General features: G+C 69.5%; 22 protein-coding genes. 12 read left to right on the plus strand and 10 right to left on the minus strand.

Annotated features, from left to right (window positions below; translation table 11 throughout):
- The first annotated feature begins 84 nt into the window (after positions 1-84).
- The 3 genes from AB0L60_RS17105 to AB0L60_RS17115 all read left to right on the plus strand — a co-directional run bounded on the left by AB0L60_RS17105 (position 85) and on the right by AB0L60_RS17115 (position 2,366).
- Positions 85-1,071 carry an RNA polymerase subunit sigma-70 gene (locus AB0L60_RS17105; protein WP_364614235.1) on the plus strand — a complete coding sequence of 329 codons (987 nt, stop codon included), beginning with the start codon at positions 85-87 and terminating at the stop codon, positions 1,069-1,071.
- 93 nt (positions 1,072-1,164) lie between these two features.
- A complete protein-coding gene (locus tag AB0L60_RS17110) occupies positions 1,165-1,680 on the plus strand; it encodes a pyridoxamine 5'-phosphate oxidase family protein (protein WP_364614238.1) in 516 nt (171 codons plus the stop codon).
- Positions 1,677-2,366: an alpha/beta hydrolase gene (locus AB0L60_RS17115; protein ID WP_364614240.1), complete on the plus strand. Its 690-nt coding sequence runs from the start codon at positions 1,677-1,679 to the stop codon at positions 2,364-2,366. The genes AB0L60_RS17110 and AB0L60_RS17115 overlap by 4 nt, the downstream gene beginning before the upstream one ends.
- Positions 2,367-2,732: 366 nt before the next feature.
- On the opposite strand, the gene AB0L60_RS17120 is transcribed toward AB0L60_RS17115, so the two are convergent.
- Positions 2,733-3,524, minus strand: a complete 792-nt coding sequence (locus AB0L60_RS17120; protein ID WP_364614242.1) for an ATP-grasp domain-containing protein — start codon at positions 3,522-3,524, stop codon at positions 2,733-2,735.
- 61 nt (positions 3,525-3,585) lie between these two features.
- The gene (locus AB0L60_RS17125; protein WP_364614245.1) at positions 3,586-3,888 is read right to left on the minus strand and encodes a putative quinol monooxygenase; all 303 of its coding nucleotides are present in this window, start codon (positions 3,886-3,888) and stop codon (positions 3,586-3,588) included.
- 194 nt (positions 3,889-4,082) lie between these two features.
- Between AB0L60_RS17125 and AB0L60_RS17130 the strand changes: the two genes are divergently transcribed.
- From AB0L60_RS17130 to AB0L60_RS17150, 5 genes are all read left to right on the plus strand, one after another.
- On the plus strand, positions 4,083-5,243 hold the full coding sequence (locus AB0L60_RS17130; RefSeq protein ID WP_364614248.1) for an epoxide hydrolase family protein: 1,161 nt from the start codon (positions 4,083-4,085) through the stop codon (positions 5,241-5,243).
- An 80-nt stretch (positions 5,244-5,323) separates the two neighbouring features.
- Positions 5,324-5,719: a hypothetical protein gene (locus tag AB0L60_RS17135; RefSeq protein WP_364614251.1), complete on the plus strand. Its 396-nt coding sequence runs from the start codon at positions 5,324-5,326 to the stop codon at positions 5,717-5,719.
- An 86-nt stretch (positions 5,720-5,805) separates the two neighbouring features.
- A complete protein-coding gene (locus AB0L60_RS17140; protein ID WP_364614254.1) occupies positions 5,806-6,222 on the plus strand; it encodes an ATP-binding cassette domain-containing protein in 417 nt (138 codons plus the stop codon).
- On the plus strand, positions 6,215-6,574 hold the full coding sequence (locus AB0L60_RS17145; protein WP_364614572.1) for an AAA family ATPase: 360 nt from the start codon (positions 6,215-6,217) through the stop codon (positions 6,572-6,574). Before AB0L60_RS17140 ends, AB0L60_RS17145 begins: the two co-directional genes overlap by 8 nt.
- Entirely contained in the window at positions 6,559-8,127 is a 1,569-nt protein-coding gene (locus AB0L60_RS17150) for a hypothetical protein (RefSeq protein ID WP_364614257.1), read from the plus strand. The genes AB0L60_RS17145 and AB0L60_RS17150 overlap by 16 nt, the downstream gene beginning before the upstream one ends.
- A 14-nt stretch (positions 8,128-8,141) precedes the next feature.
- Here the strand turns inward: AB0L60_RS17150 and AB0L60_RS17155 are convergent, their stop codons facing one another.
- Positions 8,142-9,269, minus strand: a complete 1,128-nt coding sequence (locus AB0L60_RS17155) for a GDSL-type esterase/lipase family protein (RefSeq protein WP_364614260.1) — start codon at positions 9,267-9,269, stop codon at positions 8,142-8,144.
- A 111-nt stretch (positions 9,270-9,380) separates the two neighbouring features.
- On the opposite strand from AB0L60_RS17155, the gene AB0L60_RS17160 reads away from it, so the two are divergent.
- Both AB0L60_RS17160 and AB0L60_RS17165 read left to right on the plus strand, forming a co-directional pair.
- Positions 9,381-9,851 carry a MarR family transcriptional regulator gene (locus AB0L60_RS17160; protein ID WP_364614263.1) on the plus strand — a complete coding sequence of 157 codons (471 nt, stop codon included), beginning with the start codon at positions 9,381-9,383 and terminating at the stop codon, positions 9,849-9,851.
- 99 nt (positions 9,852-9,950) lie between these two features.
- Complete coding sequence (locus AB0L60_RS17165) at positions 9,951-10,793, plus strand: patatin-like phospholipase family protein (RefSeq protein WP_364614267.1); 843 nt, start codon at positions 9,951-9,953, stop codon at positions 10,791-10,793.
- A 7-nt stretch (positions 10,794-10,800) separates the two neighbouring features.
- Here AB0L60_RS17165 and atzF read toward each other — a convergent pair whose 3' ends face one another.
- The 5 genes from atzF to AB0L60_RS17190 all read right to left on the minus strand — a co-directional run bounded on the left by atzF (position 10,801) and on the right by AB0L60_RS17190 (position 17,479).
- Positions 10,801-12,414 (minus strand): allophanate hydrolase, encoded by a 1,614-nt coding sequence (gene atzF, locus AB0L60_RS17170; protein WP_364614270.1) that lies wholly within the window; start codon positions 12,412-12,414, stop codon positions 10,801-10,803.
- 43 nt (positions 12,415-12,457) lie between these two features.
- Positions 12,458-14,470, minus strand: a complete 2,013-nt coding sequence (locus AB0L60_RS17175) for a 5-oxoprolinase/urea amidolyase family protein (protein ID WP_364614273.1) — start codon at positions 14,468-14,470, stop codon at positions 12,458-12,460.
- A complete protein-coding gene (locus AB0L60_RS17180; RefSeq protein ID WP_364614277.1) occupies positions 14,467-15,084 on the minus strand; it encodes an urea amidolyase associated protein UAAP2 in 618 nt (205 codons plus the stop codon). The genes AB0L60_RS17175 and AB0L60_RS17180 overlap by 4 nt, the downstream gene beginning before the upstream one ends.
- Complete coding sequence (locus AB0L60_RS17185; protein ID WP_364614280.1) at positions 15,081-15,827, minus strand: DUF1989 domain-containing protein; 747 nt, start codon at positions 15,825-15,827, stop codon at positions 15,081-15,083. Before AB0L60_RS17185 ends, AB0L60_RS17180 begins: the two co-directional genes overlap by 4 nt.
- 92 nt (positions 15,828-15,919) lie before the next feature.
- Positions 15,920-17,479 (minus strand): amino acid permease, encoded by a 1,560-nt coding sequence (locus AB0L60_RS17190; protein WP_364614283.1) that lies wholly within the window; start codon positions 17,477-17,479, stop codon positions 15,920-15,922.
- Between the two features lie 226 nt (positions 17,480-17,705).
- On the opposite strand from AB0L60_RS17190, the gene AB0L60_RS17195 reads away from it, so the two are divergent.
- Positions 17,706-18,395, plus strand: coding sequence for a helix-turn-helix domain-containing protein (locus tag AB0L60_RS17195; protein ID WP_364614286.1), 690 nt, complete (start codon positions 17,706-17,708; stop codon positions 18,393-18,395).
- Positions 18,396-18,401: 6 nt separating this feature from the next.
- Here the strand turns inward: AB0L60_RS17195 and AB0L60_RS17200 are convergent, their stop codons facing one another.
- Positions 18,402-19,628: a TerD family protein gene (locus AB0L60_RS17200; protein ID WP_364614575.1), complete on the minus strand. Its 1,227-nt coding sequence runs from the start codon at positions 19,626-19,628 to the stop codon at positions 18,402-18,404.
- A 173-nt stretch (positions 19,629-19,801) separates the two neighbouring features.
- Between AB0L60_RS17200 and AB0L60_RS17205 the strand changes: the two genes are divergently transcribed.
- Positions 19,802-21,430 (plus strand): MFS transporter, encoded by a 1,629-nt coding sequence (locus tag AB0L60_RS17205; protein WP_364614289.1) that lies wholly within the window; start codon positions 19,802-19,804, stop codon positions 21,428-21,430.
- Here the strand turns inward: AB0L60_RS17205 and AB0L60_RS17210 are convergent.
- On the minus strand, positions 21,418-21,906 hold the full coding sequence (locus AB0L60_RS17210; protein WP_364614292.1) for a hypothetical protein: 489 nt from the start codon (positions 21,904-21,906) through the stop codon (positions 21,418-21,420). The genes AB0L60_RS17205 and AB0L60_RS17210 overlap by 13 nt on opposite strands.
- Positions 21,907-21,975 lie beyond the last annotated feature (69 nt).

A 21,975-nucleotide genomic window follows, 5' to 3' on the forward strand; every position in this document is an offset into this window, starting at 1 on the left:
GGTGACCATGCTCCTCACCGAGAATGCCGGGCGGCCAGCAGATGGCTGGGGCGATTGTCGAGCCCTGTGGGTACGGTCGGGGTGGTGGAGAGTGAGAGCGTCGCGGCGGCGGATGCTGGGGACGAGGCGGCGTTCGCGGGGTTGGCTGAGCGTCACCGCTGGGAGTTGCGCGTGCACTGCTATCGGATGCTGGGCTCGTTCGACGAGGCCGAGGACTTGGCGCAGGAGACGTTGCTGCGGGCATGGCGCTATCGAGGAAGTTTCCAGGGCCGCTCCACATTTCGGGCGTGGCTGTATCGGATCGCGACGAATGTGTGCCTGGACTTCCTCGACCGGCACCCGCGGCAGCCGGCGGCGGGCGAGGCGGGCGGACCGGCGGAGGTGGGATGGTTGCAGCCGTTTCCGGATCGGTTGCTGGAGCCGGTGGCCGACCCGGAGGCGGAGCCGGAGGCCGTGGTGGTCGCGCGGGAGACCATCGAGCTGGCGTTCCTGGTCGCGATCCAGCACTTGCCGGCTCGGCAGCGGGCGGTGTTGATCCTGCGAGACGTGCTCGGCTGGTCAGCGGCGGAGACCGGTGAGTTGCTGGGCATGAGCGTGGCCGCGGTGAAGAGCGCGTTGCAGCGGGCACGACCTGTGCTGAGGACGCATCTGCCGCAACGCGGCTCCGGGCAGACTATGGTCCCGACTGCGCAAGAGCGGGAGCTGCTGCGGCGTTTCATGACCGCCCACGAGCGCGCCGATATCGCGGCGTTCGCGCAGTTGTTGAGCGCGGATGTGCGGCTGTCCATGCCGCCGTTGCCGTACTCCTTCGTCGGCCGTTCGGAGGTCGCCGCGTTCGCCGAGAACGCGTTGGGGCCGGGCTCGACGTTGCACGAGGGGCAGTGGCGGGGCGTGCCGGTTCGGGCGAACCGGCAGCCGGCCATGGCCGGTTACCTCTGCCGACCGGATGAGCAGGTCTACCGGGCACAGGTGCTCAACGTGGTGCGTGTCGAGGACGGGCAGATCGTCGAGATCACCGCGTTCGGGCCCGAGGTGTTCGCCGCGTTCGGTCTGCCTGCGGCCCTGCCCTGATTCGGCTCCGATTCCTTTTTCGCGCACTGCCGGTCTCACAGGGGAACGACCGCGACCGGCGTGGTCGATGACCCCGAGGAGCTGGGTGTACACATGTTGACGCACGAGGAAATGGCGGCACTGCCGCAGGGCGATGTCCGCCTGCTGGACAGCGACATCGCACAGGACCTGCTGACCTCGACCGAGCTGGCACGCGTGGCGTATGTGGCCGCCGACGGCACCCCACGCGTGTTTCCGATGCTGTTCCACTGGACCGGGCACGAAGTAGTCCTGTCCACCTTCGTCCCCGCACGCAAGATCGAGGCACTGCGAACCAGACCCGACGTGGCGATCACGATCGACGCCGCCGAAACAACACCGCGGGTACTACTGCTGCGTGGTCGTGCGCAGGTCACCGTGATCGACGGGATCGTGCCGGAGTACACGCTGGCCCTCCGCCGCTACGGAGGTGAGGAGCAAGCCGCGGCCCAGGTCGCGGCCGTCGACGTCCCCGGGGTACGGATGGCCCGGATCGCGGTGCGGCCGGACTGGGTGGGGGTGCTGGACTTCCAGGCCCGGTTCCCTGGTGGCTCCACAGCGGCCGAGTTCACGCAGCGGGGGCAGGCGTGACCGAGTACGTGTTCATCCCGGGGGCTGGGTCGGATTCCTGGTACTGGCACCGGCTCGCGAGCGAGCTACGGTCCCGCGGCCACCGCGTGGCCACTCCCGACCTGCCCTGCGACGACGACGCGGCCGGGCTGCCCGAGTATGCCGAAACCGTGGCCGCTGCCATCAGCGATCACACCGACACCGTGCTGGTTGCCCACTCCTTCGGTGGGTTCACCGCACCGCTGGTCTGCCGCCGCGTTCCGGTCCGGCGACTGGTGCTGTTGTCCGCGATGATCCCGCGGCCTGGAGAAGCCCCCGGTGAGTGGTGGGCCAATACCGGTTACGAGCACGCCCGCCATCGGCAGGACGAACGCGACGGCCGACACCCCGACGACGAGGATGCTCTGTTCTTCCACGATGTCCCGCCCGAGCTGGCAGCCCAGGCCCGGGAACACAGCCGCCGGCAATCCGCCACCCCGTTCACCGAACCCTGGCCCCTGCCCACGTGGCCGGCGACACCGACGACCTTCCTGCTCTGCCGTCATGACCGCTTCCTGCCCGCCGCGTTCATGCGCCGTATCGTCGCCGAACGCCTCGGCGTCGTCCCCAACGAGATCGACGGCGGCCACATGATCCCGCTCGCCCGCCCTCGCCAACTCGCAGATCAACTGGAGGCATGTACCCCCACGAACTCGACACCACTGTGAACATCACAGGGTGCGATCGAGATCCTCGACGTCCCAATTGACCCGTCTCCTGTTGCCGGCCGGACACTTTCGTGTCCGGCCGGCACATCGTTATCCGCATCGACCAGCGATCGGTACCCCACATCGGCAGCAGCGGATGCCTCTGGTCCGCCCTCAGTCTCGCCGCCAGATGGTTTGTGTACCAAGCCCTCGTGCCACCGCTCAGTGCCACCGGCGTCCCCGACGTCGAATCCGTGCGGCCGTTGATCGATCCGGGCCCGGTGACCAACGCCATGACCGAACTGGTGCACGTCTACTGCACGCCTGCCCAGCGACGGACAGCACGATCACGCATCCGCGCCCACCGCACATCCAAGCCCATCGCATTCAGGGGTGTATTGGGTCGCTGGTGGCGGTGGGCGGGCCTGGGGTTGTGGAGGCGAGGAGTTCGCGCCAGCGGTGGAGGATGAGGGTGGTGTACGTGTCGGCGGGGATGGTGTAGGCGCCGAGTGCGTAGCCATCGTTGGCTTCTATCAGGGCTGTTTGGCCGGTGGTGAGGACGCCGAAGTCGATGGCGTAGGCGGCGGGGGCGGTGCCGCTGCGGTGGTAGGTCGCGATGGCGGATTCGATCACCGTCGTGTCCGCGCGGATTGTGGGGTCGCCGTCGTAGTGGTCGATCGACACGACTTGTCGGTCGACGACGTAGACGCGGAATTCGGAAAGCCAGCAGACGCGTTCCGAACACCACACCCGCTGGCGGCGACTGGTTCTGCCGAGAGCTGCGATGTCTCGTTCGGAGTAGCAGACCGTGCCGGTGAAGCTCTTGCGTCGCTCGGCGGGTTTGACGAAAGTCGGTGGGATGGAACCGTTTTCCAGTTCGCGCTCGAGATCGCCCAGGGTGGTGGTCCAGACTTTCCGGTGCAGGAAATCGTGCAGGCACTTCGGATAGTCATCCGAATCCGGTACGGGAATTCCCAGTTGGCGCATGGCTCCGTGCATCGCGTCCATGTCGCCGGCGATGAAGGTGTCGGGGCCCAGGGGGAGCTCTCGGCGATGGATGCGCTTGATCGTATAGAAGCGAATCGGGATGCCGCGCTGCCGAAGTCCTTGCGCCAGCAGGCTCTCCTCGTGGCGCATCGGGCCATTGCCGGAGTACTGAAGGAACGCGGTGGTGATCATGGTGGTCACCATCTTGCACGGCTGACCTCCGGGTGGTGCTCAGCCGCGCAGGGGAGGTGGGTCAGGCCTGTGGGTCTTCGATTCGGGTGCCTTTGATGAGCCAGGTGGGGCCGGTGGCGAAGGAGTTGATGATGTCGAAGAAGCGGGCGAAGTGGGGGCCCTTGGCGTGGAGGTTGAAGGCGGCCTCGTCGTCGTAGGCCTCGTTGAGGTAGAAGCGGTTGGGGTTGTCGGCGTCGGCGATCAGTTCGAAGCGGCGGGTGCCGGGTTCGTCGGCGGCGGAGTCGCGGCCGTCTTCCAGGGCGGCGGCGATGAACTCGTCGCGGCGGTCGGCGGGGACGTCGAAGCTTACGGCGATGTGGTACATGGGATTTCGTCCTCTGCGGGTGGTCGGGATGCGGTGACGAATCAATACTGCGGCGGCGGGGCTCGCCGACCCAGTGCCGAGCCGAGCCTAGGCGTCGGATGCCTACCCAGTGGGCGGTCGTGGGTCGGTGCGGCGCGGGGAATAACGAATTGTCGTGACGTGGAAGGCCCCTCTTTATCGGAAAACTCGATGTCATGAGCGACACCGGCATCCGCCCCTTCCGCATCGACATCCCGCAGGCCGACCTCGACGACCTGAACCAGCGCCTGACTCGTACCCGGTGGATCGACGAGGTCCCGGGCACGGGCTGGGAACGCGGCGTCCCCACCTCCTACCTGCGTGAACTCGCCGGCTACTGGGTCGAGAAGTTCGACTGGCGGGCCATCGAAGCCACGCTGAACGCCCACCCGCAGTTCGCCACCACCATCGACGGGCAGCACCTGCACTTCCTGCACATCCGCTCCGAACGGGACGACGCGACCCCGCTGCTGCTCATCCACGGCTGGCCCGGCACCCCCGCCGACTTCCTGGACATGATCGGCCCGCTGACCGATCCGGTCGCCCACGGCGAGGCCGACGCCCCGGCCTTCCACCTCGTCATCCCGACCCTGCCGGGGCACGGCTTCTCCGGTCCGCTGACCGAAACCGGTTGGGACGACGGGAAAGTCGCTGCGGCGCTGGCCGAGCTCATGACCCGGCTCGGGTATGAGCGGTTCGGGGTGCACGGCGGCGACCATGGCGCATTCGTGGCGCCGCGCGTGGCCCGCGATTTCAGCGACCGCGTGATCGGGGTGCACGTCAACGCGCTGGTCACTTTTCCCACGGGCGACCCGGCCGACATGGCCGCGCTCACCGAGGCGGAGCGGCAGCAGTTGGCGGCGATGAAGCAGTTCCAGGACGACGGCTCCGCCTACATGAACCTGGCCGGGTCGCGACCGAACACGATCGCGCAGCTGCTGGCGGATTCGCCTGCGGGACAGCTGGGTTGGATCGTGGAGAAGTACAAGGAGTGGACCGACGCCGGCCACGAGCTGCCCGAGGACGCGATCGATCGGGACAAGATCCTGACCACCGTGGCGATCTACTGGCTCACCGACACCGCTCGCAGCGTCGCCAACTACTACTACGAACGCTTCCACGACTACACGATGTCCGCCCCGAAGCCGAAGGGCACGGTCCCGACCGGTGTCGCGGTGTTCACCACCGCGGACTTCGCCATCCGCCGCTACGCGGAGAAGGCCCACAACATCGTGCACTGGTCGGAGTTCTACTCCGGCGGCCACTTCCCCGCCCTGGAAGTCCCCGACCTGCTCACCGGCGACATCCGCGAATTCTTCACCACCCTCACCCGCTGAACCCTGGGCTCGACGCACTCTGCGCCGGGCCTCGCGAGGTGTCAAGGGTTTTCGAGGCCGCCCCGGGGAACGACCCAGCGGTGGTCGAGGTCGATGACGGAGGCGATCGCCTCGAAGTCCGCGTCGTAGTGGATCAGGACGAGTCGGTGCTGGCTTGCAAGGACGGCGGTCAAGAGGTCAGGCATGCCGACCGCGCGATGGCGGCCGGTGCGGGCCACTCGCTGGATGGTGAACGCGCACTGCCAATGTTCGTCGTCGGTCGGGAGGTACTCGTAGGCGATACGTCGACGGGACTTGATCTGTTCGTACTGGTGGGGGTCCTGGCGCTGAACAGAGCCTCGGCTTCCAGTGTGGCGCAGGTGGCTGCCAGGCCGTGCTCGATCAGCGGCTCGAGCTCGCGTGCTACGGCGGGATGCCTCATCCGGGCCTATATCGACGGCGTTGGCGAATATATATTCGCGCGCTTCGTTGCGTAGGCGAGTGCTGCGGCGATGACTCTTTGAACAGCGGGCTCGTACGTATCGTGGGCAATGGTGCCGCCCGAGCGCTTCAAGGAGGGGAAATGACTACCAACGGGCAACTGGCGTTGGAGCTGGACGGGCTCTACAAGAAGTTCGGCGGGCCCTGGGTGGTCGAGGGGGTGAGCCTGGCAGTGCCGCCCGGGTCGTTCTTCGGGCTGGTGGGGCCGAACGGGGCGGGGAAGACGACGACGCTGTCGATGGCGGTGGGTTTGTTGCGGCCGGATCATGGGGCGGCCCGGATCTTCGGACATGAGGTGTGGGCGGATCCGGTGCGGGCGAAGACCGTGGTGGGGGTGCTGCCGGATGGATTGGCGTTGCCGGAGCGGCTCACCGGGCGGGAGCTGTTGAACTTCACCGGGTTGCTGCGCGGGATGGACAAGGCGACCGTGGTCGGGGCGGGCGGACGAGCTGCTGCACGTGCTCGAGCTGGACGGCGCGGAAAACACTGTGGTGGTTGATTATTCGGCGGGTATGCGGAAGAAGATCGGCCTCGCCACCGCTCTGCTGCACGCACCGAAACTGCTGGTGCTGGATGAGCCGTTCGAGGCGGTGGATCCGGTGTCGGCGGGAACCATTCGAACGATTCTGCAGCGGTTCGTGGCCGCGGGCGGATCGGTGGTGCTGTCGAGTCATGTGATGGCACTGGTGGAATCCATCTGCGACCGGGTCGCCGTGATCAACCGGGGACGGGTGGTGGCGGGCGGGACGCTCACCGAGGTGCGCGGCGAGGGCACCCTGGAGGAGGCCTTCGTGCGGCTGGTGGGCGGACGCGTGGGCGGCGAGGAGGGGCTGTCGTGGTTGGCGTCCTGATCCGCATGCGGTTGCGCATCACCGCGCGGCACATGCGGGAGGGCCGTGCGGCACTGAACTTCTGGACCGGCAGCGTCTTCGGCCTGATCGCCGCCGTGGCCACCGCGCTCATCATCGCCCGCGCGCACGAGACCGTGCACGGGGGAGTGACCGTGGCGGCGGCGATCTTCGCGGCCTGGACCCTCGGCTGGATCTGCGGCCCGGTGCTCACCGGCAGCAGCGACGAGACCCTGCAACCCGAGCAATTCCGCCTGCTGCCCTTGACGACTCGGCAACTGGCCTATGGGCTCGGCGCGGCGGCCTTCGTCGGGCCGGCACCCACCGTCAACCTGATCGCGTTCGGCGGCCTGGTCCTGCTCGCCGCGCCGATCGGCCTGGGCGCCACCGCGATCGCGGCGCTCGGCGCGGTCCTGCAACTGGTATTCGTGGTGCTGCTGTCGCGGGTCGTGGTGGCCTGGCTCGGCGCGGCCATGCGGTCCCGGCGCGGCAAGGACCTGGGCGTGCTCTTCGCCGCCCTCATCGGCCTGGCGTATTACCCACTGAACCTGCTTGTTTCAGCGGTCGGCCCGAAACTGGAGGGCGACCACAGCGGTCTGTCGGTGACACTGCGCGCGGTCCCGTCGGGCTGGGCGCCCTACGCCGTCGAGGCCGCGGCCCGCGGCGACTACCTGCTCGCCCTGCTGCCCCTGCTCGGCCTGGCGCTGCTGTCGCTGATCCTGTGGCAGTCCTGGGCGGTCCTGCTGGAACGCCGCCTCACCACCCCGGCCGCACCCGCCGGCCAGGTGGTCGACACCGGCGGCAGGCTGCTCGACCGTTTCGTCCCCGCCACCGCGGTCGGCGCCGTGGTCGCCAAGGAGCTGCGCACCTGGTGGCGCGACAGCCGTCGCCGCGCCGCCCTGCTGCCGCTGCTGCTCATCGGTTTCGTGCTGCCGATCTTCCTGTCGCTCCGCACCGGCGGTAGCGGAACCGTCCCGTTTTCGGGCGCTTTCGTGGTGTGGCTGGCCACCATGTCCAGCACCAACCTGTACGGATTCGACGGCACCGCGATCTGGCAGACGCTGGTGACGCCCGGCGCGTCACGCGCGGATGTGCGGGGCCGCGCCTATGCCTGGCTGCTCCTGGTCACCCCGCCGGCGGTGCTCGCCACCCTCGTCCTGCCCGGCGCACTCGGCCGGCCGTACCTGTACGTCTGGGCGCTGTCGACGCTGCCGGTGCTGGTCGGCGTCGGCGTCGGGGCCGTGGTGTTCCTGTCCACGCATGCCGCCTTCGCCCTGCCGCCGCAGCGCGGCAACCCGTTCGCGGGCTCGGGCAATCCCGGCTGCCTGAAGATCCTCATGCAGCTCGCGGTGGGCCTGGTGCAGTTGCTGACGGCGGCCCCGGTGCTCGCGATACTGGGAATCGGTGTGGCACTCCACAACTCGCTATTCCAGTGGGCGGCACTGCCGATCGGCGTACTGCTCGGCGGGCTGGGCGCCGCACTCGGAATCCGCTGGGCGACAACCCGGTTGGAAGCCCGCGGACCCGAGCTGCTCGCCGAGGTCAAACCGCGCTGAACAGCGCCGGCCGCTCACCGGAAGGCCGGCGGCAGCGCGGTGAGATCCACCGCCTCCGCCATGGCCCGGGCGCCGTCGTCATTGAGATGCATGCCGTCGCCGCTGTCGAACTCGGGCCGGATGAAGTCCGGATCCGCCGGATTCTCCACGGCCGCGGCCACATCGAAGACGGCGTCGAACACCGTGGTGGTGCGCAGCCACTCGTTCACCGCGCGCCGCACCGGAATGCCCTCGGCCACCGCCAGACCCGGGTAGACGGCCCCGCCGAACGGTCCGATGGTGTTGGCGTAGATCGGCAGTCCGGCCGTGTGCGCCCGCTCGGCCAGCGCGGTGAAGCCGGCGATGAGCGCCCCGGCGGTCGCGGTGCCGGCCAGGATCAGGTCATTGATGCCGAAGTTGGCCCACACGGCCGCGATCCCCGGCACCGACGGCACATCCCGCTCGAACCGGGCCAGCCCGTGCTCGCCGATCTCGTCGGTGAGCAGCCGGTTGCCGCCGATGCCCTGATTGACGGCCCACCCGGTAGCCAGCCGCTGGTTCAGCACATCCACCGACCGGCGGTTCGCGCCGTGGGTCGAGCCGAAGCCTTCGAACCACGAGTCGCCGAAGGCCACCAGCACCGGAACCTCGGAGTCGACGGCGACGTCGATTCCGGTGAGGAGGAACCGCGCCGCGGTCTCCTCGGCGTCGGACGGAGCAGCGTCGCCCGTCCGATCGCCGGCACTGATCCAGCTGCTCTCGACCGGGAACTGCGCGAACGCGGGCAGCGCCGGTTCGGGCAGGTACACGCTCAGCACGAGTTCGGCTCCCGCCTCGACGGCCAGGTCCACCGGATCGCTGACGATATCGGTCCCGGCCGGGATCCGGGTGGCCGCGGACCCCGCGAACCGCACCGCGGTATCGGTCTCGGGCACGATCTCGCCGCCCGTCTTGCGCACGGCGATCCGCGCCGCGCCGATCACGAGTTCGTCCGTGCCGTAGCGATTGGTCAGTCGCACGCGCAGCCGTGACCCGCCGCCGGCCACCCGCACCACCTGCCGCACGGTCTCGCGGGCGAATGCCCGCGGCTCGGCGAGCTTGATCTCCTCGGCCGGATTCACCAGCGGCGCACGGAATCCCGCCACCCAGCGCTCGGTCGTCATCGGAACCTCCATATAGTTTGCAGTGCGGAATATTGCGTTAGCAACAAGATATCGAAAATGTTCCGCATGTCAACTATCCGCACTGAAAACGTCTGGTCTAGGCTGGTCACCGTGGATCCCAATCTCTTCGACGACCCCCGGCTGACGGCTATCGGCCTGCTCTACGAGGCTCACGACGGGCTCATCGCCCGGCTCGAGGAGACCTGGAAGCGCAATGGCCTGTCGGGACTCGACCTGAATGCCCTGCTGCGCCTGAGCCGTTCACCAGGCCGCAAGCTGCGCATGACGGATCTCGCCGTCCAGACCAGCCTGTCCACCTCCGGCGTCACCCGGCTGGTGGACCGCCTGGAGCGCAACGGCTTCGTCCGCCGCGAGGCCGATCCCGCCGACCGGCGCAGCTGCTACGCGGTGCTCACCGCCGCCGGGGCCACGCGCGTGGCACGCGTGCTGCCCGCCTACCTCGACGGCGTGGACCGCTGGTTCACCGGCCTGCTCAGCCCCGAGCAACTCGACCAGCTCACCGCGAGCCTGCGCATCATTCGCGACGCCACCAATCCCGACGCGACGCACGTCTCGGAATGAGTGGTGGAAATCGAGCCACAGCCGCCGCTCCGGCGGCCCAGCCGGTAGTTTTCGTCCCGCAGGGTGTCTTTCTCAGCGGGTAGGAAAGTGAGTGCGGGTATGACGACGGAACGTGCGCTGGTGATCGGCGGCGGCGGGGTGGCCGGGATATCCTGGGCGACGGGCATTCTCGCCGGTCTGGCGGATGCGGGCGCCGACGTGACCGGGGCGGATCTGCTGCTCGGCACCTCCGCCGGATCCAATGTGGCCGCCCAGGTGGGCAGCGGGCTCGAACTCGCGGAACTGGTTCGGCGGCAGGTGGATCCGGCGGTGCAGAGCCGCGAGATCGTGCCCTCGATGGAGAAGTTCGCCGGGCTCTGGGAGGCGCTGGCCGCCATCATCGAGGAACTGCAGGTGGATTCGATCGAGCGCCGGCAGCGTATCGGCGCGCTCGCGCTGCGCGCGGAGTCAGTTCCGGAGCCGGAGCGGCGGGCCGTCATCGAGACCCGGCTACCGGTGCACGAATGGTCCGATCGGGATGTCCGGATCGCCGCGGTGAACGCCGAGACGGGCGAGCTGCGGGTCTTCGACAAGGATTCCGGTGTCGCACTGGTCGACGCGGTGACCGCCAGCTCGGCGGTGCCCATGGTGTGGCCCTGCGCCACGGTCGACGGCGCGCGCTACACCGATGGCGGCGTCCGGACGTCGGTGAACGCCGATCTCGCCACCGGCTACGCCCGGGTGCTGGTGATCGCGCCCATGCCGGACGTGGAACTCGAGGCCCAGGTGGCGGGCCTGGTCGCGGCCGGCGCCCGGGTCGAGGTGATCGCCCCGGACGAGGCGGCCACCGCGGCCTTCGGCCTCAACCCGCTCGACACCGCCACCCGGGTCCCGTCACTGGAAGCCGGTCGCGCGCAGGGCAAGTCGGACGCGGACCGCGTCCTGGCGCTCTGGCAGAACTGACGGACCGTCAGCTCACCGCCCCGGCGGCCAGCGCCGCGCGCCAGCCACCGTATTCGCTGATGTCCTTGGCGGATTCGGCGGCCGCGCCGGTGCAGCCGAACCCGGTGTTCCAGGTGCCGTCGGCGAGTTCGACCGCGCCCAGCTGCATGGGCGCGGGCAGGGCCGCGAGGAAGCGGCCGAGGGCGGCGGGTGAGAGCAGCCAGCGTTCCCCGGCCACCGCGACACCGGATTCCATTGCGGGGACCCGGGTTACGGCCGGTTTGGGCGGCACCGTGTCGAGCGCGCCCAGGCGATAGTGCGGAGCGGTCTCGACCGGGCCACACCAGCGCGCGCCCAGGTCGGTCAGCTGGTGTTCGAGGGGCTGGCCGCGCAGGTGCGCGCCGAAGACGATCAGATCGTGCGCGGCCGCGACCGTCGCGGGCCAGCACGGCTTGCCCGGGTCGAGCGCGGCGCCGGTGATCAGGGCGGCGATATCGAGCGCCACGGCGTCCTCGAAGGCGCGGGCCAGTACGGTCACGCCGAAATGCGGCTCATCCGTGGGGATGGCGACCGCGCAGAGGTCGAAGAGATTGCAGAAGTTGGTGTAGGTGCCGAGCCGGGCATTCACGGCAATGGGATCGGCGGCGACCTCGGCAATGGTCGGGTGGGCCGGTGCGGTGGGGGTCAGCAGCGCGTCCGCCCCCGCGAGGCTCGCCATGGCGGTGGCGCGCAGGCGTTCGAGCGCGGCCAGATCGGTGACCAGCCGATACGCGGGTAGCTCGCGGGCGGCGCGGATGATGGATCCGACCGTGGGATCGGCCGATTCGGGGTGTGCGTCGAGGAATTCGCCCACCGCCGCATAGCGTTCGGCGACCAGCGCGCCGTCGTACAGCAGCCTGGCGGCGGCCAGGAAAGGCTCCGGATCGACTTGCACGATGGTCGCGCCCCGATCGCGCAGTGCCGCGACCGTCCGCCCGAAGGCGCTGTGCCACTGGGGATCCAGCTCCGGCAGCGCGCTGAACACCGCGATCACCGGCTGCGGCGGCGCGGCCAGCCGGACGTCGGCGGGCCACGGCCGGCCCGGCGCACCCGCCGCCATGACGCCCATGGCCCGATCGGCCAAGCGCAGATCGGCGGCGAAGATCGTCACGCAGTCGTAGGAGCGGCAGGCGGGGACGACGCCCTCGGTGGAGATCACGCCGACGGTGGGCTTGATACCGGCCAGGCCGTGGAACGCGGCCGGTACGCGCCCGGACCCGGCCGTGTCGGTGCCGATGGCGATATCCACCTCCCCGGTCGCGACCGCCACCGCCGACCCGGAACTCGAACCGCCCGAGACATATCCGGGTCGCAGCGCGTTCTCGACGACGCCGTAGGGCGAGCGGGTGCCGACCAATCCGGTGGCGAACTGGTCGAGATTGGTCTTCCCGACCACGACCGCACCGGCCGCGCGCAGCGCGGCAACCGCGGGCGCGTCCCGATCCGGCGTATACGCGAAGTCCGGACAGGCGGCGGTCGTCGGCAGGCCCGCGACATCCACATTGTCCTTGACGGCGAGGCGCAATCCCGCCAGAGCGCCTGCGGCGGTGGCGATTTCGGCGTCCACCTCGGCGTCCGGGCGGTGGTGGATCCACACGGTCATGGGGTCTCCTAAATCTGGGATGGGAGCGAAGGGGCCGAGGCGCTCAGGGTGTTTCGGCGAGTTCGCCCGCCTCGCGCCAGGAATTGCGTTCGGCGGCGAAGGCGTCGGCCTGCCGGGCGCGGAACTCGTCGATGGATGCGGCATTGTCCAACAGGAACTTCCGGTAGTCGACGAGCCGGAACTCACCGTCCTCGGCCAGCAGCTCGCCGCGGCCCGCCGCGGTGTCGGCGCGCAGGTCGAGCAGCTCCTCGGCGCTCACCGGATACCAGCTGATGCGGTCGAAATACCGCAGCAGCCACGGGTCTTCGCCGACGCCGCTGGAGCGGTGGTTCCACACCTGGGTGGTGCGCCCGACGAACTGGTAGCCGCCGGGACCCTCCATGCCGTAGATGCAGAGGTAGGCGCCGCCGATGCCGACCGCGTTCTCCGGCGTCCAGGTGCGGGCCGGGTTGTATTTGGTGGTGACCAGCCGATGCCGCGGATCGGTCGGCGTGGCCACGGGCGCGCCCAGGTACACGTCGCCGAGGCCGAGCACCAGGTATTCGGCCGCGAACACGGTGTCGAAAACCTCGTCCACGGTGGCCAATCCGTTCATCCGGCGGATGAACTCGATATTCCACGGGCACCACGGGGCATCCGCGCGGACGCCGTGCATATAGCGGGTGATGGCCTCGCGGGTGGACGGATCGTCCCACGACAGTGGCAGCCGCACGGTGCGGCTGGGGACCACCAGCTCGTCGGCGGGCGGCAGCTCGGCCTCCACCTCGGCGAGCAGGCCCAGCAGGGTGCGGGTGGGCAGCCGGCCGGGATCATGGCGCACCTGCAGCGATCGCACGCCCGGGGTGAGTTCGGTGATCCCCGGGTCGGACCGTTCCAGCAGCGCCTGGTGCAGGGCGTGCACGCGAGCGCGCAGCTCCAGATCCAGTGTCATGTCCCCGTATTCGACGAGCAGGCCGTCATTGCCCGCGCGCCGATAGGTGACCGCGGTGTCCGCGCCGTCGCGGCGGGCCAGCACGCCGTCGTCACCGTCGCCACCCGTGGACAGCACGACCGGCCAGGCCGCCCGGCGCTCGGCCCCGAGCTCCCGCAGCGAGGCCGCGTGGTCGGCGCGGACCGGGACGAAGCGCACGCGGTCGCCCGGCGTGAGCTGACCCAGCTTCCAGCGCTCGGCCGCCACCACGGTGACCGGGCAGACGAAGCCGCCCAGGCTGGGGCCGTCCGGGCCGAGCAGGATCGGGGTATCGCCCGTGAAGTCCAGCGCGCCAACGGAATACGCGTTGTCGTGGATGTTGGACGGATGCAGTCCCGCCTCACCGCCGTCCCGCCGCGCCCACTGGGGTTTCGGGCCGATGAGCCGCACCCCGGTCCGATCGGAGTTGAAGTGCACCTCGTAGTCGGTGCCGATGATGGTGTCGAAATCGACCCGGGTGAAGAACTCCGGTGCGCCGTGCGGTCCCTCGGTGACCGCCAGCTCCCAGCGCCGGGTCAGCACGGGCTGATCGTCGCCGGTCACCCCGGCCGTCACGCGCCCGGACACGCCGAGCGCGAACTCATCGCCTGCCGCCAGGGCTCGGCCGGTGCCGCCGCCGAACTTGCCGAGGGTGAAAGTCGCACGGCTGCCGAGGTATTCGGACACCTCGATACCGCCGGCCACCAGCAGGTAGCACCGCATTCCGGGCCCGCGCACCATGCCGATGTCCAGTACGCCGCCCGCCGGCACCAGCACACTGCGCCACTGCCGCACCGCGCGGCCGTTCACGGTGACGGGCGCCGGTGCACCCGTGACGCACACCCAGGTGGCGGCGTCGAACCGCAGGGCCGGTCCGCCCAGGGTGCACTCCAGCCCGGCCGCGCCCTCCGGATTGCCGAGTGCCCGATTACCCAGCCGGAACGACAGATCGTCCATCGGGCCGGACGGCGGCACCCCGACATGCCAGTAGCCCACCCGGCCCGGCCAATCCTGCACGGTCGTCTGCATGCCCGGCCGGATCACCTGGAATGTCGCGGCCGGGGTCGGGCGCTCGGGTGCGGTGAGGTCCGGCAGCACGGCGGTCATCGGGTCACCACCATGCGCACCGGGGTGGGGTCGAAGCCATTGCAGGGGTTGTTGATCTGCGGGCAGTTGGAGACCAGCACCAGGGTGTCGATCTCGGCGCGCAGCGTGAGCTTCTTGCCCGGCGCGGAGAGTCCGTCCACGATGCCGAGCGTGCCGTCCGCCTCGACGGGAACGTTCATGAACCAGTTGATGTTCGAGACCAGATCACGCTTGCCCAGCCCCCACTTCAGACCCTCGGCCAGGAAGTTCTCCACACAGGCGTGCTGGTGGCGGGTGTGGTGGCCGTAGCGCAGGGTATTGGACTCCTGCGAGCACGCCCCGGCCACGGTGTCGTGATTGCCGACCTCGTCGGCGACCACCGTCATGAGCGGGGTGCCCGCCTCGGTCAGCAGGACGCTGCCGGTGGTCAGGAAGATATTGCGCTGGGCCGTGATCGTCGTCTGTGCGCTGTACCGGTCGGTGTGATCGGCGGCGTTGTAGAGCAGGCAGTCCACGGCCTGATTGCCGTGCAGATCGATGATGTCCAGCTGGTCTCCCGCGCGCACCACGGCCGACCAGGGGGCGCGGGCGGGGACGGTCTCGTCGAGTACGGCGATGCGGGCGGTGGTGATCATGCGCGGGCCTCCAGAGTGCGTGCGTGCCAGTCCTGTTCGGTGTTCTCCACCGCGCGCAGGTATTCCGGGTCGGTACCGTGCGCGAGCGCGAGCTCTTCCGGGGCGGACCAGGCCACGAGGTCGAGCTCGGTCGGGGGAGTGGGGTCGAGCGGGTGTTCGGCATTGGCGACCAGCAGGGTCACCGGCAGCTGCACGAGCAGGTCGACCGCCGTGCCCGCCGCCGTGCCCCCGGTGATCGTCAGCGCGCCATCGGATTCCACGCGCACACCCCGGAAGAACGACACCGTCGGGCCGATATCCCGTGGCTCGAGCCCCTGCTTGACCCCGGCCAGTCGCAGGCCCTGGCGCGCGGCGGGCGACGGGCCGCACAGGGTGTCGTGACGGCCGGAGGAGTCCGCGATCACCGTGGCCAGCACCCGCCCCTGATCGGAGAGCAGCGGGTGGCCGACGCCCAGATACGCCTGCCACGGCACCTTCACCGTGTCGGCGACATTCAGCCGTTCCCAGGGCGATTCGGCCCGCAGCAGCAGCAGATGCGCACACGCCGCGCCGAACGGATCCGACAGCCGCAGCCGGGTACCACGCGCGAGCACCACATTCGCGTATCCACCCGCCGGAATCCGCTGGGCGAACGTGACTTTCGCGATGTCGACGTCCACGGGGAGCGCGGGCCCGACGCGTTCGGCGGCGGCCGCCTGGGAGCGGGCATGATCCCGCGCGCCGGTGGTGTTGGCTGTGCTCATTGCTACTCCGTTTCTCGGGGATCGCCGGAGACCCGGCCGGCGGTGCAGGCATTGGCCGGGTCGCCGGCGATATCATCGGAATGTCCTGTGGATCAGGCGATCTGTGGAATGGGTTCGGTGACTACGCCGCGCGCGGGGGTCACCATCCGATGCACCACCGCGCCGACCGCCACCGTGAGCAGCACGAACAGCGGTGCGGCCCAGAGCATCCACCAGCCCCCGCCGGTCGGGGTGTAGACCGCGGCGCGCGGCCAGGCCAGGTTCACCGCCATGGCGATGCCCCAGATCACCGCGAGCGCATTGATCGCAATGCCGTAGCGGCCCAGCGCGAACAGCTTCGTGCCCGCGGCGTCACCGGCGATGTCGGCGGGCCAGCCCTTGATCCGGCGCACCAGCAGCGGGACGGTCACCAGCAGATACGCGAGGTAGAGCATGACGATGCAGACACTGGCCAGCGTCGCGAAGATGGCGGCATTGCCCAGGTTCACCACCAGCAGGCCGATACCCAGCACGCCGATCACCACGGCGGGCCACACCGGTGTGCCGAAGCGCGGATGCACCGTCGACAGCGGCTTGGCGAACGGCAGCCGCCCGTCGCGGGCCATCGAGAACAGCAGGCGCGAACCGGCCGTCTGAATCGCCAGGGTGCACACCGTGATCGCGCACGCCACGCAGGCCAGCACCACCTTGCCTGGAACGCTGGTCAGCTTGGCCTCGATCACGTACGCCAGCCCGCCGCCGGCCAGCGAGCCGTCGGACAGGCTCGGTGCGGCCATGAGCGCGCCCAGCAGGATGAGGCCGCCGCCCAGCGCGGACACGGCCAGCGCCGACAGAATGGTACGCGGCGCGACGTGCCGCGGATTCCTGGTCTCCTCGGAAAGCTCACCGGCGGAATCGAATCCGACCATGACGTAGGCGGCCATCAATCCGGAGGCCAGGAAGGCGGCCCAGTACGGCCCGGCCGCGGCCTGATCGGTCTGCGTGACCACGCCCGGCCCGCGGTCGGTGTGGGTGAAGAACACCGCGATCACCGCGATCACACCGATGATCTCGATGGTCACCCCGAGCGAGTTGATGCGCGCCATCCAGTCGATGCCCACCACATTGATGAGGGTGGTGATCACCAGCAGCACGCTGCCCAGCAGCACCGCGTTCGACGCTCCGTCGCGGGAGGTGAGATCGCTGTTCGTGCCGATGAGCTGGAATCCGGACCAGATGGTCGGCAGCACTACCTGCAGCGCGATCGCGGCCGCCGCGGCGGTGACGATCTGGGCGATGATCATCATCCAGCCCGCGAACCAGCCGACGACCTCCCCGGCCAGCCGGCGCGACCACTGATAGATGCAGCCCGAGATCGGGTAGCGGGCGGCCAGTTCCGCGAAGTTCAGCGCCACCAGGAACTGGCCCGCGAACACGATCGGCCAGGTCCAGAAGAAGGCCGCGCCTCCGAAGGAGTAGCCGAAGCCGAAGAACTGGAAGATCGTGGTCAGGATGGAGACGAACGAGAATCCGGCCGCGAAGGAGGCGTAGCGGCCGAGCTTGCGGTGCAGCACCGGCTGATAGCCGAAGCGCGCGAGATCGGCGCTGTCCGAGCTGGTTTCGGCGGTGACCGGTGGGGGCTGGGGAATGATGGCGTCGGCGGAGGCAACCATGGCGGTGAGTCTTTCGCGAGGCGAATATCTATCGCTTGAAAGTTTTCCGGTCGCGATCGCGGCTCAGGTGACGCCGCTGTATCGGTCGGATGGCCCGCCGTAACTTCTGTATTGCCGGTATTTCTGTCGAATGACAGGAAACTCACTGTGCAGGTCGGCCGCTCGGGTAGGCGAGCCGGCTGTGCGCGTAGGCAGGCCGATGGTGCGGGTAGGACAGAATGGCAGAGTGACCCAACTCGGACCCGGCCGTCCTCGTCTCGAACCGCGCCGGCGCGCAGGCCAGACGCCGCGCGCCGAAATCCTCGACGCCGCCGCCGAGTTGTTCACCACGCACGGCTACGGCAATACCTCCACCCGCGCGGTCGCCGACGCCGTCGGCATCCGGCAGGCCTCGCTGTACCACCACTTCGCCGCCAAGGACGACATCCTCGACGCCCTGCTCGCCGAAACGGTCACCACGCCACTGGAATTGGCGGGCGTGCTGGCCGGGCGGACCGAGTCCGCGGCCGTGCGGTTGTACGCGCTGGCCTGGCACGACGTCAGCCAGCTGTGCGCCAGCCGCTGGAATCTCGGCGCGCTGTACCTGCTGCCGGAACTGCGCAGCGAACGCTTCGCCCGGTTCCGGGAACGCCGCGACGAGCTGCGCGGCCACTACGAGACACTGTCCGCCGCCGTGATCGCCGAGGCCGGGTCCGTCATCGCCGCGGCCGGCGCGGGCGCGGTGACCGGGGCCGAACTGCTGCCGTTCCGGCTGGTGGAGTCGGTCATCAATATGCGCTCCGACGAGGGCGCGGCGCCGGAGTACGCCGAGCAGCTCATTCCCGACGCCATCCTGCGGCTGCTCTGCTGGCCCGGCTCGCTGGCCGAAACCCGGGTCGCCGCACTGGAATTGGCGCGGCGACTCGCTCCGGAGTGATCCGCGTCAGGACTTGCCCTTCGAGGTGCCCCACTTGAGGCCCCAGCCGTAGGCCTGATCCACCGCCAGCTTGCCCCAGAACCGGCGGCCCTCCGGCGGGCGCACGAACCGGCCCTCGCGCCGCACCACCAGCTCGCCGTGCACGTTCTCGATCAGCGCCAGCACCATCTCGCGCGAATCGTCCTGGCAGCCGCCGACTTCCATCTCGATCGGCGGCGTATTGCGGGGGAAAAGGGTGGCGGTGGCGTGCACGCCACGGAAGTCCTGCGCGCCCTCGTAGAGCGAGGCGAATACCAGGATGCGGCGGAAATCCGCGATGTGATCGAGGTTGATGGACAGGTTCTCGCCGGTCGCGCTGCCGCCGGTGCGATCGTCGCGATCCAGCGCGATGAACGGCGGCTTGTGCAGATCGCCGAAGGTGTCCAGCGCGCTGACACAGCCCCTCGACCCGTCGGCCAGCTCCCAGAACGCGCACAGATCCAGGTCGAGCCCGCCGTTCGCCCGCTTGCGCCCGAACAGACCGCCCGAACTCGGCACCGACCAGTTCAGGTTGACCCGCATGATCCCGCCGGTCGCGCCCTGCTTGGTCAGCGAGACCGCCGGAGCGTCCTTGGTCAGCGAGATCTTGCCGGTATTCGGCCGGGGTGCAGGCGTCGGCGGCGGCGCGAAATTGTGCTGCGGCGCCGGCATCGGCTGCGGTGTATTCGGCTGCGGGGCAGGCGCTTCATCGACGGAGATGCCGAAATCGGTTGCCAGCCCCGCCAGTCCGGAGTCGTAGCCCTGACCGATCGCGCGGAACTTCCAGCCGCCGTCGCGGCGATACAGCTCGCCGAGCACGAAGGCGGTCTCCGAGGTGGCGTCGGTGCTGTCGAAGCGGGCCAGCTCCACGCCGCCCATATCCACCAAACGCACATGCAGGCCCCGGAATTGGGCGAAGGTGCCGCCGTCGGCCGAGGCCGCGAGCACGATGGCGTCGATCTGCGGTTCCATCCGGCCCAGGTGCACCGAGAGGGTGTCCACGATCAGCGGTCCCGTCTGCTTGCCGTGATGGCGGACCGCGCCCGAGGCGTGCCGCGGCTGGTTGTAGAAGACGAAATCGGCGTCCGAGCGCACCCGGCCGCTCGACAGCAGCAGTGCGGAGGCGTCGGCGTCGGGAACCCCGGGTCCCGACTGCCACCCCAGTTCGATCCGAACCTCGGACACCACCACCGGAACGTTGGAACCCTTCAGCATCGACACACGATTCAAGGTATCCGATCCGGACATCCGCCGTTCAGAGGTCACCTATGGGCAAATATTCGGCTGCCCAGCCGCCTCGACATACACTGTTGAACGGACAATTGGCGCATAGGCGGCTAACGGATAATCGGACTCTTCGGACGGCTGTTCAGCGGCGGGAGCGACGAATGACGGAAACGCAGCTCGACCTGGGTCGCAACAAATGGCTCACCCTCGGTGCCCTGGCGCTGGGACTGTCCATGGTGGTGCTGGACGGCACCATCGTCGCGGTCTCCCTGCCCGTCATCATCGACCAATTGCGGTTGAGTTTCACTCAGGCGCAATGGATCAACAGCATCTACGCGGTCGTGCTGGCCGCGCTGCTGATCACCAGCGGCCGCCTCGGCGACCGGTTCGGACGGCGCAGGATGTTCGCCCTCGGCGTGGTGATCTTCGTACTCGGCAGCGTGCTCGCCGCAGCGGCGCACAGCGCCTGGCCCCTGCTCCTCGGACGCACCGTGCAGGGCATCGGTGCGGCCGGTGTCCTGCCCGGCACGCTGGCCACCGTGAACGCCCTCTTCCGCGGCCGTGACCGGGTGATCGCCTTCGCGGTCTGGGGCTCGGTCATCGCCGGTGTCGCCGCCATCGGCCCGCTGCTGGGCGGCTGGCTCACCACCTACTTCACCTGGCCGTGGATCTTCCTGGTGAACCTGCCGCTGGGCGCGGTGGTGCTGGTCGGGTTGGTGCTGTACGTCCCGGAGACCCGCATGGGCAAGGCCGCGCCGGGCCTGGACGTGGACGGATTCCTGCTCAGCGCAGCGGGTTTCGCGCTGCTGGTGTTCGCGCTCATCGAGGGGCAGACCTACGGCTGGGGGAAGCCGCTGCGGGAATTCCCGCTCGTCGGGTGGAACTGGCCGGCCAACGCGCCGGTCTCGCTGATCCCGATCCTGCTGGTGCTCGGGGTGGTGGCGCTGTACCTGTTCATCCGCTGGGAGCAGCACCGCCGTCTGATCGGCCGCTCGGCGCTGCTGGATCCCGCGCTGTTCCGGATCCCCAGCTTCCGCTGGGGCAATATCACCGCGTTCCTGGTGGCGCTGGGCGAATTCGGCCTGCTGTTCGTGCTTCCGCTGTTCATGGTGAACGTGCTCGGGCTGTCCACCCTCGGCGCGGGCTATGTGCTGGCCGCCATGGCGGTCGGCGCGTTCCTGTCCGCGGGGCTCGCCGAAGGGCTGGTGCGCCGGTTCGGGCCGGTGCGGGTGGTGCAGCTGGGTCTCGTCTTCGAGACCGTCGCCGTGGTGCTGGCCGCGCTGTTCCTCACCCCGCACATTTCCGGCTGGTGGCTGGCGGTGCTGGTGAGCGGGTACGGCATCGGGCTGGGGATGGCCTCGGCGCAGCTGACCGGGACCGTGCTCGCCGATGTGCCGCCGGAGTATTCGGGCCAGGGATCGGCCGCCCAGTCCACGGTGCGGCAGATCGGTTCGGCCTTCGGTACCGCGGTCATCGGTGCGCTGCTGTCGGCGGCGCTGGCCCACGATCTGCCCAAACGGCTCGCCCACGTGCCCGATCTGCAGAAGCCGGCCGCCGACACCCTCGCCACCGCGACCCGGCAGTCAGCCGGTGGGGCCATCAGCGGCTTGCGGGACCACCACGGCGCCGCGGCCATCGTGGACGCGCTGAGCCGGGCCTTCACCGACTCCACCCGGACCGCGCTGCTGGCCGCGGCACTGTTCCTGCTCGTCGCCCTGGCCTCGGCCGCCCTCATCCCGAACCGGCCCTACCCGGCGGCGGACGAGGACGAGGACGCTCAGAGCAGCTGACCGTCGAGGCACATACCGGACGAGCGGGTGGACGTCTTCGGTTGCACCACACCGGGGTCGAAGGTCCACTGCGAGACCGGGCCCGCCGACTTCCACAGCAGGCCGCCGCTGGTCGGGACCGCCTCGAAGACGTCCCCGACACCGGGGACGAGCTGATCGCCGACGCAGTAGTCGTCGTAATCGGTGCCGGGCTCGCGCGCACCCGCGCTGAAGCGGCCCGCCGGATTGGCATCCGCCCCGGGATTCGGCACGGTGCTCCCGCCCGCCGCGCCGCCCCGGTACCAGTGCGGTCCGGCCGCGTCGCTTCCGCAGGTGAAGGCCGAGCCGCCCGCCACCACCTGCGACCCCTGCGGGTGCGCGCCGCCCGCCCACAGGCAGTCGGCGCCGGAGTCGAAACGGGTGTCCGCCACGGTACCGAAGCCGAGGCCACCCGCGGCCATGACGGCTGTCGCGAGCAGAGTAAGCGGTTTGATCACTGCAATCACCCTTGATTCGGTGCGATCCGGAATCCGGACCGGCGCATCTCGGGGCGCGGATCCGGTTGG

The organism is Nocardia sp. NPDC051981 (genome assembly GCF_040680715.1).
Taxonomy (GTDB): Bacteria; Actinomycetota; Actinomycetes; order Mycobacteriales; family Mycobacteriaceae; genus Nocardia.

Coding starts and splice junctions, on each gene's coding strand:
- AB0L60_RS17155 (WP_364614260.1), bottom strand. CDS start 9,269: ATGACGACCGAGCGCTGGGTGGCGGGATTCCGTGCGCCGCTGGTGAAT.
- AB0L60_RS17130 (WP_364614248.1), top strand. CDS start 4,083: ATGAGCGACACCGGCATCCGCCCCTTCCGCATCGACATCCCGCAGGCC.
- AB0L60_RS17110 (WP_364614238.1), top strand. CDS start 1,165: ATGTTGACGCACGAGGAAATGGCGGCACTGCCGCAGGGCGATGTCCGC.
- atzF (WP_364614270.1), bottom strand. CDS start 12,414: ATGACCGTGTGGATCCACCACCGCCCGGACGCCGAGGTGGACGCCGAA.
- AB0L60_RS17165 (WP_364614267.1), top strand. CDS start 9,951: ATGACGACGGAACGTGCGCTGGTGATCGGCGGCGGCGGGGTGGCCGGG.
- AB0L60_RS17120 (WP_364614242.1), bottom strand. CDS start 3,524: ATGATCACCACCGCGTTCCTTCAGTACTCCGGCAATGGCCCGATGCGC.
- AB0L60_RS17175 (WP_364614273.1), bottom strand. CDS start 14,470: ATGACCGCCGTGCTGCCGGACCTCACCGCACCCGAGCGCCCGACCCCG.
- AB0L60_RS17200 (WP_364614575.1), bottom strand. CDS start 19,628: ATGCTGAAGGGTTCCAACGTTCCGGTGGTGGTGTCCGAGGTTCGGATC.
- AB0L60_RS17180 (WP_364614277.1), bottom strand. CDS start 15,084: ATGATCACCACCGCCCGCATCGCCGTACTCGACGAGACCGTCCCCGCC.
- AB0L60_RS17205 (WP_364614289.1), top strand. CDS start 19,802: ATGACGGAAACGCAGCTCGACCTGGGTCGCAACAAATGGCTCACCCTC.
- AB0L60_RS17185 (WP_364614280.1), bottom strand. CDS start 15,827: ATGAGCACAGCCAACACCACCGGCGCGCGGGATCATGCCCGCTCCCAG.
- AB0L60_RS17125 (WP_364614245.1), bottom strand. CDS start 3,888: ATGTACCACATCGCCGTAAGCTTCGACGTCCCCGCCGACCGCCGCGAC.
- AB0L60_RS17190 (WP_364614283.1), bottom strand. CDS start 17,479: ATGGTTGCCTCCGCCGACGCCATCATTCCCCAGCCCCCACCGGTCACC.
- AB0L60_RS17140 (WP_364614254.1), top strand. CDS start 5,806: ATGACTACCAACGGGCAACTGGCGTTGGAGCTGGACGGGCTCTACAAG.